At 60.7% G+C, this 13,507-nt stretch carries 12 protein-coding genes; 6 read left to right on the plus strand and 6 right to left on the minus strand.

Annotation, left to right across the window (positions count from 1 at the left end):
• Nucleotides 1-77 precede the first annotated feature (77 nt).
• The 4 genes from HX793_RS23625 (at nucleotide 78) to HX793_RS23640 (ending at nucleotide 7,241) form a co-directional block, all read left to right on the plus strand.
• On the plus strand, nucleotides 78-1,883 hold the full coding sequence (locus HX793_RS23625) for a phenylacyl-CoA dehydrogenase (protein WP_016977848.1): 1,806 nt from the start codon (nucleotides 78-80) through the stop codon (nucleotides 1,881-1,883).
• 306 nt (nucleotides 1,884-2,189) lie between these two features.
• Nucleotides 2,190-3,479 (plus strand): GGDEF domain-containing protein, encoded by a 1,290-nt coding sequence (locus HX793_RS23630; protein WP_025999849.1) that lies wholly within the window; start codon nucleotides 2,190-2,192, stop codon nucleotides 3,477-3,479.
• 90 nt (nucleotides 3,480-3,569) lie between these two features.
• Nucleotides 3,570-5,339, plus strand: coding sequence for an acyl-CoA dehydrogenase C-terminal domain-containing protein (locus HX793_RS23635; RefSeq protein ID WP_177052753.1), 1,770 nt, complete (start codon nucleotides 3,570-3,572; stop codon nucleotides 5,337-5,339).
• A 123-nt stretch (nucleotides 5,340-5,462) separates the two neighbouring features.
• Complete coding sequence (locus HX793_RS23640; RefSeq protein ID WP_016977851.1) at nucleotides 5,463-7,241, plus strand: acyl-CoA dehydrogenase C-terminal domain-containing protein; 1,779 nt, start codon at nucleotides 5,463-5,465, stop codon at nucleotides 7,239-7,241.
• 226 nt (nucleotides 7,242-7,467) lie between these two features.
• Here HX793_RS23640 and HX793_RS23645 read toward each other — a convergent pair whose 3' ends face one another.
• On the minus strand, nucleotides 7,468-8,367 hold the full coding sequence (locus HX793_RS23645) for a LysR family transcriptional regulator (RefSeq protein ID WP_177052754.1): 900 nt from the start codon (nucleotides 8,365-8,367) through the stop codon (nucleotides 7,468-7,470).
• A gap of 209 nt (nucleotides 8,368-8,576) precedes the next feature.
• On the opposite strand from HX793_RS23645, the gene HX793_RS23650 reads away from it, so the two are divergent.
• Together HX793_RS23650 and HX793_RS23655 are read left to right on the plus strand one after the other, a co-directional pair.
• On the plus strand, nucleotides 8,577-9,839 hold the full coding sequence (locus HX793_RS23650; protein ID WP_016977853.1) for an aspartate aminotransferase family protein: 1,263 nt from the start codon (nucleotides 8,577-8,579) through the stop codon (nucleotides 9,837-9,839).
• 184 nt (nucleotides 9,840-10,023) lie between these two features.
• On the plus strand, nucleotides 10,024-10,182 hold the full coding sequence (locus tag HX793_RS23655; protein WP_007904205.1) for a YqaE/Pmp3 family membrane protein: 159 nt from the start codon (nucleotides 10,024-10,026) through the stop codon (nucleotides 10,180-10,182).
• Between the two features lie 5 nt (nucleotides 10,183-10,187).
• Here the strand turns inward: HX793_RS23655 and pqqE are convergent, their stop codons facing one another.
• The 5 genes from pqqE to pqqA all read right to left on the minus strand — a co-directional run bounded on the left by pqqE (nucleotide 10,188) and on the right by pqqA (nucleotide 13,399).
• On the minus strand, nucleotides 10,188-11,318 hold the full coding sequence (gene pqqE / locus HX793_RS23660; RefSeq protein WP_177059280.1) for a pyrroloquinoline quinone biosynthesis protein PqqE: 1,131 nt from the start codon (nucleotides 11,316-11,318) through the stop codon (nucleotides 10,188-10,190).
• A complete protein-coding gene (gene pqqD / locus HX793_RS23665) occupies nucleotides 11,311-11,586 on the minus strand; it encodes a pyrroloquinoline quinone biosynthesis peptide chaperone PqqD (RefSeq protein ID WP_033898094.1) in 276 nt (91 codons plus the stop codon). The genes pqqE and pqqD overlap by 8 nt, the downstream gene beginning before the upstream one ends.
• A complete protein-coding gene (gene pqqC, locus HX793_RS23670) occupies nucleotides 11,583-12,335 on the minus strand; it encodes a pyrroloquinoline-quinone synthase PqqC (RefSeq protein WP_016977856.1) in 753 nt (250 codons plus the stop codon). The genes pqqD and pqqC overlap by 4 nt, the downstream gene beginning before the upstream one ends.
• A gap of 11 nt (nucleotides 12,336-12,346) precedes the next feature.
• Nucleotides 12,347-13,258, minus strand: coding sequence for a pyrroloquinoline quinone biosynthesis protein PqqB (gene pqqB, locus HX793_RS23675; RefSeq protein ID WP_177059283.1), 912 nt, complete (start codon nucleotides 13,256-13,258; stop codon nucleotides 12,347-12,349).
• A 66-nt stretch (nucleotides 13,259-13,324) separates the two neighbouring features.
• The gene (gene pqqA / locus HX793_RS23680; RefSeq protein WP_003194766.1) at nucleotides 13,325-13,399 is read right to left on the minus strand and encodes a pyrroloquinoline quinone precursor peptide PqqA; all 75 of its coding nucleotides are present in this window, start codon (nucleotides 13,397-13,399) and stop codon (nucleotides 13,325-13,327) included.
• Between the last annotated feature and the right edge of the window lie 108 nt (nucleotides 13,400-13,507).

Below are 13,507 nucleotides of genomic sequence, written 5' to 3' on the forward strand. Positions count from 1 at the left end.
TTTCAAACACCTGTTTGACCGCCACAACAATTCCACGCGGTTGTTCATTCCAGATACATCAGCAGAGGTTTATCGCTATGCCTGACTACAAGGCCCCCTTGCGTGATATTCGCTTCGTTCGTGACGAACTGCTTGGCTATGAAGCGCACTATCAGAGCCTGCCGGCTTGCCAGGACGCTACCCCGGACATGGTTGACGCCATCCTTGAAGAGGGCGCCAAGTTTTGTGAGCAAGTGCTGGCACCGCTGAACCGCGTGGGTGACATCGAAGGCTGCACCTGGAGTGAGTCGGGCGTTAAAACCCCAACCGGTTTCAAAGAAGCCTACAAACAATTCGTCGAAGGCGGCTGGCCAAGCCTGGCCCACGACGTGGAGCACGGCGGCCAAGGCCTGCCGGAATCCCTGGGTCTGGCAGTCAGTGAAATGGTCGGCGCCGCCAACTGGTCGTGGGGCATGTACCCGGGCCTGTCCCACGGTGCGATGAACACCATCTCCGAGCACGGTACTCCCGAGCAGCAAGAGGCTTACCTGACCAAACTGGTGTCGGGCGAATGGACCGGCACCATGTGCCTGACCGAGCCACATTGCGGCACCGACCTGGGCATGTTGCGCACCAAGGCTGAACCTCAGGCTGACGGTTCCTACAAAGTCTCCGGTACCAAGATCTTCATCTCGGCCGGTGAACACGACATGGCCGACAACATCGTCCACATCGTACTGGCCCGCCTGCCGGACGCACCGGCCGGCACCAAAGGTATCTCGCTGTTCATCGTGCCGAAGTTCCTGCCGAACGCCGACGGTTCGATCGGCGCGCGCAACGCCGTGACCTGTGGATCCCTGGAACACAAGATGGGCATCCACGGCAACGCCACCTGCGTGATGAACTTCGACGCAGCCACCGGTTTCCTGATCGGCCCGGCGAACAAAGGCCTGAACTGCATGTTCACCTTTATGAACACCGCTCGCCTGGGCACCGCGCTGCAAGGCTTGTCCCACGCCGAAATCGGCTTCCAGGGCGGCCTGAAGTACGCTCGTGATCGCCTGCAAATGCGCTCCCTGACTGGCCCGAAAGCGCCGGACAAGGCTGCCGACCCGATCATCGTGCACCCTGACGTGCGCCGCATGCTGCTGACCATGAAAGCCTTCGCCGAAGGCAACCGTGCGATGGTGTACTTCACCGCCAAGCAAGTGGACATCGTCAAATACGGCACCGACGACGAAGCCAAGAAACAGGCCGACGGCCTGCTGGCCTTCATGACTCCGATCGCCAAGGCGTTCATGACCGAAGTCGGCTTCGAGTCTGCCAACCACGGCGTACAGATCTACGGCGGCCACGGCTTCATCGCCGAGTGGGGCATGGAGCAGAACGTTCGCGACAGCCGCATTTCGATGCTGTACGAAGGCACCACCGGTATCCAGGCCCTCGACCTGCTGGGCCGTAAAGTGCTGATGACCCAAGGCGAAGCGCTCAAGGGCTTCACCAAGATTGTGCACAAGTTCTGCCAGGCCAACGAAGGCAACGAAGCGGTCAAAGAGTTCGTTGCACCGCTGGCGGCACTGAACAAAGAGTGGGGCGAGTTGACCATGAAGGTCGGCATGGCTGCGATGAAAGACCGCGAAGAAGTGGGTGCCGCCTCGGTGGACTACCTGATGTACTCCGGTTACGCGTGCCTGGCTTACTTCTGGGCCGACATGGCGCGCCTGGCTGCCGAAAAACTGGCTGCCGGTACCACCGAAGAGGCGTTCTACACCGCCAAGCTGCAGACTGCGCGCTTCTACTTCCAGCGCATCCTGCCGCGTACCCTGGCCCATAAAGCCACCATGCTGTCGGGCGCAAACAACCTGATGGACATGAAAGAAGAAGACTTCGGCCTGGCTTACTAAGCCTTACCAGGTTCACTTCAAGAGCCGCCGCTCCCTCACGGGAGCGGCGGTTTTTTCGTTTCTCTATAGGAGCGAGCTTGCTCGCGAAAAAGCCACAAGCGCCGCGTTTATTCAGGCGGCTCCCGTCATCGTTGACGACCTTCGCGGGCAAGCCCGCTCCTACAGAAAGCGTTGCAACAAAAAGCTCAGGGATTGGCGAAGCCTGCCGTTACAGTGATGGCAATGTGATACATGCGTGCCAGGTTGTGCTTAACTGTCGGCATCAAGGCACAGTGCCATCATTTTTTGCGGGTCGGAGTTTTACCCTTGTCGCGCGTGTCCGCTGTACGTTTCAGTCACTTTTTACCTTCGTTGCTGCTCTTGCTGGCCGGGCTCTCGGCTGCGTACGTCAAGGACCTCAACGTCTTCTTCACGTCGCTGTTCAATGTGTTGCCGACCCTGGTGCTGTTGCTCGGCGGCTCGTACTGCGCGGTGTATCGCCGTCAGCGCGAACTGTTCCTGATGATCACGGTGTACATCGCCTACTTCCTGCTGGATACCCAGACCGATTTCTATCGTGACAACGGCCGCGTGCGCGAAGACGCGGCCGTGGTGTTTCATCTGTGTTGTTTGTTGCTGCCGTTGTTGTTCAGCATCTACGCGCTATGGCAGGAGAAGACCCACCTGTTCCGCGACTTCGTCGCCCGTGGCGCGGTGTTGCTGGCGATCGGCAGCGTGGCCTTGGCGCTGGAGCAGAGTTATCCCCAGGCGGTGCTCAATTGGCTGGCGGAGATTCGCTGGCCGGCGCTGCATGGCAGCTGGATGAGCCTGATCCAGCTGTCATACCCGATGTTCCTGATCGGCTTCCTGACCCTGGCGGCGCAGTACTGGTATCAGCCCCGTCCGCTGCACGCGGCGCAATTGGTGGGCCTGCTGGGCCTATTCTGGATGTTGCCGCAGACCTTTATCTTGCCGTTCACCCTGAACATCATGTGCAGCCAGGTGATGCTGATGATTGCTGCCGGCGTGGCCCACGAGGCTTATCAAATGGCCTTCCGCGATGAACTCACCGGCTTGCCAGGGCGCCGCGCACTGAACGAGCGCATGCAGCGGCTGGGGCGCAATTACGTGCTGGCGATGAGCGACGTTGACCACTTCAAGCGCTTCAACGACACCCACGGTCATGATGTCGGTGACCAGGTGCTGCGACTGGTGGCGAGCAAGTTGTCCAAGGTCAACGGCGGCGGGCGGGCTTATCGCTACGGTGGTGAAGAGTTCGCCGTGGTGTTCGCCGGCAAGACGGTCGAGGAGTGCTTGCCGCACCTGGAGGAGATCCGCGAGATCATCGCGGATTACGATATCAAGCTGCGCAATGCCGACCGCCCGCAGGACGACCACCAGGGCCGTCAGCGTCGTGCGGGCAGCGGTGCATCGAGCGTTTCGGTGACCATCAGCATCGGCGTGGCCGAGCGTCAGGCCGAGCAGCGCACACCGGAAGAAGTGCTCAAATCCGCCGACCAGGCGCTGTACGCCGCCAAGGGCGCCGGACGTAACTGCGTAGTTGCGGCTGGGCAAACCCGTCGTGGCGCGGTGCGCACAGAGGGCGCTGCCGGTTGAGTGATGGCGCTGTATTCAGCAGCGCTACAGTGATTGTCCGAGGCAATGCCCGGCAGTAGGTTGAAACCATCTGCTGACGGAGACATTGCCATGCCTGACTACAAAGCTCCCCTTCGTGACATGCGTTTTCTGATCGACAACGTGTTTGATTTCCACGGCCATTACGCCGCGTTGGGCGCGACCGACGCCAGCCCGGACATGATCAGCGCGATTCTCGAAGAAGGCGCCAAATTCTGCGAAAACGTGCTCGCACCGCTCAACCGCAGCGGCGACGAAGAAGGCTGTCATTTCGACAACGGCGTGGTCACTACGCCCAAGGGTTTCAAGGAAGCCTTCGCCCAGTACGTGGAAGGCGGCTGGCACGGCCTGGCCGCAGACCCGGCCTACGGCGGCCAGGGCTTGCCGTCGTCGCTGGGCCTGGTGCTCAGCGAGATGATCGGTTCCAGCAACACGTCCTGGGGCATGTACCCAGGGCTGACCCACGGCGCGATGTCGGCGATCCACGCCCACGGCACCGCCGAGCAGAAAGACACGTTCCTCAGCAAACTCACCGCCGGCGAATGGACCGGCACCATGTGCCTCACCGAAGCCCATTGCGGCACCGACCTGGGCCTGATCAAGACCCGCGCCGTGCCCCAGGCGGACGGCAGCTATGCGGTCACCGGCAGCAAGATCTTCATCTCGGCCGGCGAACATGACATGAGCGCCAACATCATCCACCTGGTACTGGCCAAACTGCCTGACGCGCCGGCGGGCACCAAGGGCATCTCGCTGTTTATCGTGCCCAAGTTCCATGCGGATTCGGGCGAGCGCAACGCGGTGCACTGCGGCTCCATCGAACACAAGATGGGCATCAAGGGTTCGGCCACCTGCGTGTTGAACTTCGACGGCGCCAAGGGCTTTTTGATTGGCGAGGCGAACAAAGGCCTCAACTGCATGTTCACCATGATGAATCACGCGCGCCTGGGCACTGGCATGCAGGGATTGTGCAACGGCGAAGCGAGCTTTCAGGGCGCGATCAAATATGCCAACGACCGCTTGCAGATGCGCTCGCTGACCGGCGCCAAGGCCCCGGAAAAAACCGCCGACCCGATCATCGTGCACCCCGACGTGCGTCGCATGCTGCTGACCATGAAGGCCTTCAACGAAGGCAACCGCGCACTGACCTACTTCACTGCACAGTTGCTCGACACCGCGCACCTGAGCAGCGACGCCACCCAGCGTCAGGACGCCGAAGACCTGCTGGCGTTCCTCACGCCGATCTGCAAAGCCTTCATGACCGACACTGGCCTTGAGGTGACCAACCACGGCATGCAGATCTTCGGTGGCCACGGCTACATCCGCGAATGGGGCATGGAACAACTGGCCCGCGACGCACGGATTGCGCCGATCTATGAAGGCACCAACGGCATCCAGGCCCTCGACCTGCTGGGGCGCAAGGTGCTGGGCAGCCAGGGCAAACTGCTGCGTGGTTTTACCAAGATCGTGCATAAGTTCTGCGCGGCGAATGCCGAGCACCCGCAGCTCAAGGCCTATGTGGCGCAGCTCAACCAGCTGAACGGGGAGTGGGGCGAACTGACCACCAAAGTCGGCATGGCCGCGATGAAGAACCCCGATGAAGTGGGGGCGGCGGCCGTGGATTACTTGATGTACAGCGGCTACGTGATCCTTGCCTATCTGTGGCTGCGTATGGCGATGGCTGCCCTTGGGCAACCGGACTCGGATTTCTCCAAGGCCAAGCTCGCGACCTGCGACTTCTATTTCAAGCGCCTGTTACCGCGTACCGCCACCCACCGTGCTGCGGTGGAAGCGGGCAGCGAATGCCTGATGAGTCTGCCTGCGGAGGCATTTGCGCTGTAGTGACTTAAAAATACCGATCAGTCATAAGTGGACCCTATGTGTCTGAAAAGTTGTTCGGGTACACTCTGAGCCTGTAAAACCGACTCTTACCGAATTACTTTTCACGTTCTCACGAGGTTTGCCATGGCTGATTACAAAGCGCCGCTGCGTGATATGCGCTTCGTCCTCAACGAAGTCTTTGAGGTCGCCACCACTTGGGCCCAATTGCCGGCATTGGCAGACACCGTTGACGCCGAAACCGTAGAGGCCATCCTCGAAGAAGCCGGCAAAGTCACCGCCAAATCCATCGCCCCGCTCAGCCGCGGTGGCGATGAGCAGGGTTGCCGCTGGGACAACACCGCGGTGTTCACACCGGACGGTTTTCCACAGGCCTACAAAACCTATGCCGAAGGCGGCTGGGTTGGGGTAGGTGGTGACCCGATGTTCGGCGGCATGGGCATGCCCAAGGCGGTGTCGGCCCAGGTTGAAGAGATGATCAACTCGTCGAGCCTGGCGTTCGGTTTGTACCCGATGCTGACCTCCGGCGCCTGCGTGTCGATCAACACCCACGCCAGCGAAGCACTGAAAGCCGCTTATCTGCCGAAGATGTATTCCGGTGAATGGGCCGGCTCCATGTGCCTGACCGAAGCCCACGCCGGTACTGACTTGGGGATTATCCGCACCAAGGCCGAGCCACAGGCGGACGGCTCCTACAAAGTCAGCGGCACCAAGATCTTTATCACCGGTGGCGAACATGACCTCACCGACAACATCATCCACCTGGTGCTGGCCAAGCTGCCGGACGCACCGGCCGGTCCCAAGGGCATCTCGCTATTCCTGGTGCCGAAATTCATGGTCAATGCCGACGGCAGCCTGGGCGCGCGCAACACCGTGAGTTGTGGTTCCATCGAGCACAAGATGGGGATCCAGGCGTCGGCGACCTGCGTGATGAACTTCGACGAGGCCGTGGGCTACCTGGTGGGTGAGCCGAACCGTGGCTTGGCGGCGATGTTCACCATGATGAACTACGAGCGTCTGGGTGTGGGCATCCAGGGCCTGGCGTCCGGCGAGCGTTCCTACCAGAACGCCATCGAATATGCGCGCGACCGCGTGCAAAGCCGTGCACCGACTGGCGCCCAGCATAAAGACAAAGTGGCCGACCCGATCATCGTGCACCCCGACGTGCGCCGCATGTTGCTGACCATGAAGGCCGCGAACGAAGGCGGCCGGGCGTTCTCCACCTATGTGGCGACGCAACTGGACATCGCCAAGTTCAGCGACGATGCCGCTGCGCGTGAGCGCGCCGATAACCTGGTTGCGCTGCTGACTCCGGTAGCCAAGGCGTTCTTGAGCGACCTGGGCCTGGAAACCACCGTGCTCGGCCAACAAGTGTTCGGCGGCCATGGCTACATTCGCGAGTGGGGCCAGGAGCAGTTGGTGCGGGACGTGCGCATCACCCAGATCTACGAAGGCACCAACGGCATCCAGGCCCTGGACTTGATGGGGCGTAAGATCGTCGGCAGCGGCGGGGCGTTCTACACCCTGTTTGCCGATGAAATCCGCGCGTTCATTGCCTCGGCGGGTGCCGAGCTGACTGAATTCACCAAACCGCTGGGTGCCGCAGTGGATAACCTGGATGAGTTGACCGCCTGGGTGCTGGACCGCGCCAAGACCAACCCGAATGAAATCGGCGCGGCGTCGGTGGAGTACTTGCACGCCTTCGGCTACATGGCCTACGCCTATATGTGGGCACGCATGGCCAAGGCCGCGTTGGGCAAGGAGTCTGAAGAAGATTTTTACGTCAGCAAGCTGGGCACTGCACGTTTCTATTTCGCCCGCTTGTTGCCACGGATCCACTCGCTGAGTGCGTCGGTAAAATCCGGTAGCGAATCTCTGTTTTTGCTGGATGAGGCACTGTTCTAAGGGCTTGGAGGGCGCGTAAGCATTCTCTTACATGACGTGCTGCTAATCGTCCTCTATCGCCATATTGGATCCACGGATAATCTACTTCACATGGACGTCGCGCAGGAAGCGCAAAGCAACAACACGGACACGTAGGATTCTGCCAGGACGGCGGAGTGAAATGGATGTCAGGGAAACAGTCTGCAAAGCCCCGCTTCGGCGGGGTTTTCTTTTGCCCGCGAAAAAGTCAGGCGGTCGCCTGTGGGGCATTCATCACGTCTTCCAGCAGAGTGCGCAGCAACGCCACCGTCGCTTGCTGGCGCTGCACATCGCGGCACACCAGGCCGACTTTCAGCGGCACTCTGGGTTCACTCAAGGGTTTCCATAGCAGCGACTGACTGTTGTGTTCGTCCTGCGAGCGCCCCGGCAGCACCGTCGCCAGTTTTGTGTGCGGCAGACTGTCGAGAATCCCCACCATGGTGTTCAGTTCCGCCTGTACTTGCGGGCGCCGTCCGAGGTTGGACAGCTGTCCTTGCCAGATCTGCCGGACCTGGAACTCCTCCCCCAGCAGCAACATCGGCAGCTCCGCCGCCTGCTTCAGCGAGACTTTCTTGAATTCCCGCAGGGGATGGTCTTCGGGGATGACGACTTTCAGCTCATCTTCGTACAGCAACACGCCGTGCAGCCCCGGCTGGCGTGGCGGCAAGTAGCTTATGCCGATATCCAGCGAGCCGTTGAGCAGTCGTCGCTCGATCTCAAGTCCGGTCAATTCGTAGATCTGCACCACCAGATGTGGCTGGGCCTTGCGCACGCGCTCGAGCATTTGCGGCACCAGGCTGGTGTGCACGGTTTGCAGCACGCCGATGGCCAAGGTGCGCATCGCCTGGCCCTTGAAGTTGCGCAGGGCTTCAACCGCCTGTTGCATGCCATCGATCAGCGGCAAGGCATGGTTGTACAGCGTGTGCGCCGCCAGCGTCGGCAGCAGCCGCTTGCTGCTGCGCTCGAACAGACTCACATCCAGGTTCTGCTCCAGCTGGCGAATCTGCTGGGACAGCGCCGGCTGGGAGATCGACAGGCGCTCGGCGGCACGGCCTACGTGGCCTTCCTCATACACCGCGACGAAATAACGCAGTTGCTTGAAATCCATAAGACTTACTTATCGAAAAAGCTGGAAAAACGAAATGGCTGTTGGCCCCTGAGGAGCCTAGTCTAGCGCCTATTCGCAGGGCTTACAGGGCCGGATCGGGCAATGAACAGCGTTTATGTTGATGACGTTTACATAGGCAAGGCAAAAAACCTCAAGGCAGCACAGGCGTATCGCACCGACCAAGGTCCGGTTGCTATTGGGGGCGAGCTATGAATCTGTTTCGTCGCCCCGCGCCGAGCCTGGACGATTTGATTCTCGAGGCGCCCAGCGATACGTCTTCCAGCGAATCCCTGATGCCATCCGTCGCTCGCCCGCCGCAAGTGTTCGTACGCGGCCAGGGTTCCTGGCTGTGGGACAGCGACGACCATGCCTACCTGGATTTCAGCCAGGGCAACGCGGCCAACAGCCTCGGCCACAGCCCGCAGGTGCTGATCAAGGCACTGGCCGACCAGACCCAGGCGCTGATCAACCCCGGCAACGGCCTGCATAACCGCGCTCAACTCAACCTGGCTGAACGCCTGTGCCATCGCACCGGCAGCGATCAGGCGTACCTGCTCAACACCGGCGCGGAAGCCGTTGAAGCGGCTATCAAGCTGGCGCGCAAATGGGGCCAACTGCATCGCGGGGGGGCCTATCGCATCATCAGTGCCAGCGCCGGTTGCCATGGTCGCAGTTTTGCCGCGATGTCGGCTTCGGCGGGTGGCCCGGAAAATCGTTTTGAACCGCAATTGCCCGGTTTCAGCCACGTGCCTTTTAATGACCTGCCGGCCCTACATGCGGCAGTCGATGCGCAAACCGTCGCCATCCTGCTTGAACCGATCCAGGGCGAAGCGGGCGTCATCCCTGCGACCGAGCATTACCTCAAAGGCGTCGAGCGCTTGTGCCGTGAACTGGGGATCCTGCTGATTCTCGACGAAGTACAAACCGGCATGGGCCGCTGCGGCACCTTGCTCGCGGAGCAGCAATACGGCGTACGTGCCGACATCATCACCCTCGGCAAAGGCTTGGGCGGCGGGGTGCCCCTTGCAGCGCTGCTGGCGCGCGGCAAAGCCTGTTGTTTCGATGTGGGCGAGTTGGAAGGGACTCATCACGGTAATGCGCTGATGGCTTCGGCCGGGCTGGCAGTACTCGACTCCGTGCTGGAGCACGGCTTTATGGATCACGTGCGTGAGTCCGGCGTGTACCTGGGCGAAGGTCTTGCCCGCCTGGCCTACCGCTACGACCACGGTCAATTGCGTGGCCACGGCCTGATGTGGGGCCTGACGTTGTCGGATGATTCTGCGGATGCTGTTGTAAAAGCGGCGCTGCACGAAGGCCTGATCCTCCAAGCTCCGCAACCCAACTGCCTGCGCTTCACCCCGGCCCTGACCGTGAGCAAAAGCAATATCGACGAAATGCTCCTGCGTCTGGCCCGCGCCTTCTCCCGCGTGCGTACCGCCCAACTGCAATGCCGCAAGGGCATCGCCGTTTAACCCCCTTATTCCTGAACCGTCTCGCGGTCTACGCGGCGCCTCCGGCCTGATTCTTTTGGCTGGGGGCGTTTTTTTGCCTGTGCAATGACGGATGGCCCAAAGCCAGATCCCACTGAACCCTCACGAACGCCCAAGGTCGATTAGCTACACGGCTCACACGAGCCGATTTTCTGGAGCTGACCCCATGGATTTCATTCGTATCATCATCGCCATTCTGTTGCCGCCACTGGGTGTGTTCCTGCAAGTGGGTTTCGCTGGCGCGTTCTGGCTGAATATCCTGCTGACCCTGTGCGGCTACATCCCTGGCATCGTGCACGCGGTGTACATCATCGCCAAGCGCTAGGGTTGTCAGCCTTTTGCGATGAGTCGTGAGTTGCGCTCGTTGCGAAAGGCCAACTGCTCGATGGTCTGGGTGGCGTGTTCGGCTTCTTCCCGCGCTTGCAGGATGATGCCGTGCTGCTCGGACTTGCTGCACACTGGGTCGGCATTGCTCGCGTCTCCCGTGAGCATGAAGGCCTGGCATCGGCAGCCGCCGAAGTCCTTCTCCTTTTCATCGCATGACCGGCATGGCTCGGGCATCCAGTCGTAGCCGCGAAAACGGTTGAAGCCGAACGAGTCGTACCAGATGTGCTGCATGCTGTGGTCGCGCACATTGGGAAATTGCACCGGCATTTGTCGGGCACCGTGGCAGGGAAGGGCAGTGCCGTCCGGTGTCACGGTCAGAAAGATACTGCCCCAGCCGTTCATGCAGGCTTTCGGGCGTTCCTCGTAGTAATCCGGTGTGACGAAGATCAGCTTGCACGGGTGACCTTCGGCTTCCAGCTTGGCGCGGTATTCGTTGGTGATGCGCTCGGCGCGCACCAGTTGTGCCTGGGTCGGCAACAGCCCGGCACGATTGAGCTGGGCCCAGCCGTAGAACTGGCAGGTGGCGAGCTCGACGAAGTCCGCTTCCAGCGCAATACACAGCTCGATGATGCGGTCGATCTTGTCGATATTGTGCCGATGAGTGACGAAGTTCAGCACCATAGGGTAGCCGTGGGCTTTTACCGCGCGGGCCATTTCCAGTTTTTGCGCGAAAGCTTTTTTCGAGCCGGCCAGCAGGTTGTTCACTTGCTCGTCGCTGGCCTGGAAGCTGATCTGGATATGGTCCAGGCCGGCTTTCTTGAAGTCGCTGATCTTCTGTTCGGTCAAGCCGATGCCGGAGGTGATCAGGTTGGTGTAGAACCCCAGCCTGCGTGCTTCGGCGATCAGCTCGGCCAAGTCTTGACGCACCAACGGCTCGCCACCGGAAAACCCCAGTTGTGCCGCGCCCATCTCGCGGGCTTCGCGAAACACCTTGAACCATTGCTCGGTACTCAGTTCCTTGCCCTGCTCGGCAAAGTCCAGCGGGTTGGAACAGTACGGGCACTGCAACGGGCAGCGGTAGGTCAGCTCGGCCAGTAACCACAGCGGCAAGCCAACCGGCGGTTTTTCAGGCAAGGGTAATCCAGTGCTCTGCACGGGCGACCTCCATGAAATCCTCGATGTCTTTACCGAGTTCTGGCACGCCGGGGAACTGTTTATCCAGCTCGGCGATGATCGCCGCCACGTCGCGCTCGCCGTCGATCAAGCCACCGATCAGCGCGGCGCTGTCGTTGAGCTTGATCATGCCTTCGGGGTAGAGCAACACATGGCCCTTTTGCGCAGGCTCGTACTGATAGCGATAGCCCTGGCGCCAGGTGGGTTTCTTGCTGCGATCAAAGCTCATAGGGTGATCCCTTTATGCCATACCCGCTGGTCGGTCACGCTGTGATACGGCGGACGCTTGAGTTCGTAGGCCATGCTCATGGCATCCAGCATGCTCCACAAAATATCCAGTTTGAACTGGAGAATTTCCAGCATGCGTTCCTGGCCTTCACGGGTGGTGTAGTGCTGCAACGTGATCGCCAAACCGTGCTCCACATCACGACGGGCCTGGCCCAGGCGGGTGCGGAAATATTCATAACCGGCCGGGTCGATCCACGGGTAATGCTGCGGCCAGCTGTCGAGGCGCGACTGGTGGATCTGCGGCGCGAACAATTCGGTCAGCGAACTGCTGGCGGCTTCCTGCCAACTGGCGCGACGGGCGAAGTTGACGTAGGCGTCTACCGCAAATCGTACGCCGGGCAGTACCAATTCCTGCGAGCGCAGTTGGTCCGGGTCGAGGCCAACCGCTTGGCCCAGTCGCAGCCAGGCTTCGATACCGCCGTCTTCACCGGGGGCGCCGTCGTGGTCGAGCAGGCGCTGGATCCACTCGCGGCGGATCTCGCGGTCTGGGCAGTTGGCCAGGATCGCGGCGTCTTTCAGGGGGATGTTCACCTGATAGTAGAAACGGTTGGCGACCCAGCCCTGGATCTGCTCGCGGGTCGCGCGGCCTTCGTACATCGCCACGTGGTACGGGTGATGAATATGGTAGAAGGCGCCCTTGGCACGCAGGGCGGCTTCGAATTCCGCGGTGGTCAATGGCGTGTCAGTCATTTCGATCGCTCCTACAATTCAATGCTCATGCCGTCGTAAGCCACTTCGACATTGCGTCGCACCAGTTCCGCTCGCTCGGGGGAGTCTTCATCGAGGATCGGGTTGGTGTTGTTGATGTGGATAAGCACTTTGCGCTGCTTGGGCAATTGCTCCAGCACTTCCAGCATGCCGCCGGGACCGTTTTGCGCCAGGTGTCCCATCTCTCGGCCGGTGCGTGTGCCGACGCCACGGCGCTGCATTTCGTCGTCGTCCCACATCGTGCCGTCCACCAGCAGGCAGTCGCTGCCGGCCATGATCTCCAGCAACGACGCGTCGACCTTGCCCAGCCCCGGCGCGTAGAACAGTTTGCCGCCGGTGCGCAAGTCTTCGACGATCAGGCCGATGTTGTCGCCGGGGTGCGGGTCGAAGCGATGCGGCGAGTAGGGTGGAGCAGCGCTGCGCAGGGGCAGTGGGGTGAAACGCAGGTTCGGGCAGGCCGGAATGCTGAAGCTGGCGTCCAGCTCAATGCGATTCCAGGCCAGGCCACCGTTCCAGTGGGTGAGCATGGTGAACAGTGGGAAGCCGGTGCTCAGGTCTTCATGGACCATGTCGGTGCACCACACCTGGTGCGGGCAGCCTTCGCGCAGGCTCAACAGGCCGGTGGTGTGGTCGATCTGGCTGTCCATCAGGATGATTGCGCTGATGCCGGTGTCCCGCAGGGCGCGGCCGGGTTGCATCGGTGCAAAGCCCTGGAGTTGCGCGCGGATATCCGGCGAGGCGTTGCACAGCACCCAGTTCACACCATCGTCGGAGATCGCGATAGACGACTGGGTACGCGCCTGGGCCCGCAGGCTGCCATCACGAAAACCCGCGCAATTCACGCAGTTGCAGTTCCACTGTGGGAATCCGCCGCCGGCGGCGGAACCTAGAATCTGGACAAACATGGCAGCTCCATCAAGCTCAAAACAAAAACGCCCCGGGCGAACCGAGGCGTTGTATTACCCAGCGGATTAGCGGCTGGCGAAGTACATGGTGACTTCGAAACCGATGCGCAGATCAGTGTAAGCAGGTTTGGACCAGGTCATATTCTTACTCCTACGAAGGGATGGGACGTTTACTACCAAGTAATACATATAGTCCACCTCCAGTCGGAGATGTTCAGATGTGTGCGTATGAATGTTACGCAATTCTTT

This window comes from Pseudomonas reactans, from assembly GCF_013387025.1.
Taxonomy (GTDB): Bacteria; Pseudomonadota; Gammaproteobacteria; order Pseudomonadales; family Pseudomonadaceae; genus Aquipseudomonas; species Aquipseudomonas reactans.

What these genes read in the sequence shown, in the direction of transcription:
- HX793_RS23640 (WP_016977851.1), top strand. Translation starts at nt 5,463, where the DNA reads ATGGCTGATTACAAAGCGCCGCTGCGTGATATGCGCTTCGTCCTCAAC.
- HX793_RS23655 (WP_007904205.1), top strand. Translation starts at nt 10,024, where the DNA reads ATGGATTTCATTCGTATCATCATCGCCATTCTGTTGCCGCCACTGGGT.
- HX793_RS23635 (WP_177052753.1), top strand. Translation starts at nt 3,570, where the DNA reads ATGCCTGACTACAAAGCTCCCCTTCGTGACATGCGTTTTCTGATCGAC.
- HX793_RS23650 (WP_016977853.1), top strand. Translation starts at nt 8,577, where the DNA reads ATGAATCTGTTTCGTCGCCCCGCGCCGAGCCTGGACGATTTGATTCTC.
- pqqB (WP_177059283.1), bottom strand. Translation starts at nt 13,258, where the DNA reads ATGTTTGTCCAGATTCTAGGTTCCGCCGCCGGCGGCGGATTCCCACAG.
- HX793_RS23645 (WP_177052754.1), bottom strand. Translation starts at nt 8,367, where the DNA reads ATGGATTTCAAGCAACTGCGTTATTTCGTCGCGGTGTATGAGGAAGGC.
- HX793_RS23625 (WP_016977848.1), top strand. Translation starts at nt 78, where the DNA reads ATGCCTGACTACAAGGCCCCCTTGCGTGATATTCGCTTCGTTCGTGAC.
- pqqD (WP_033898094.1), bottom strand. Translation starts at nt 11,586, where the DNA reads ATGAGCTTTGATCGCAGCAAGAAACCCACCTGGCGCCAGGGCTATCGC.
- pqqC (WP_016977856.1), bottom strand. Translation starts at nt 12,335, where the DNA reads ATGACTGACACGCCATTGACCACCGCGGAATTCGAAGCCGCCCTGCGT.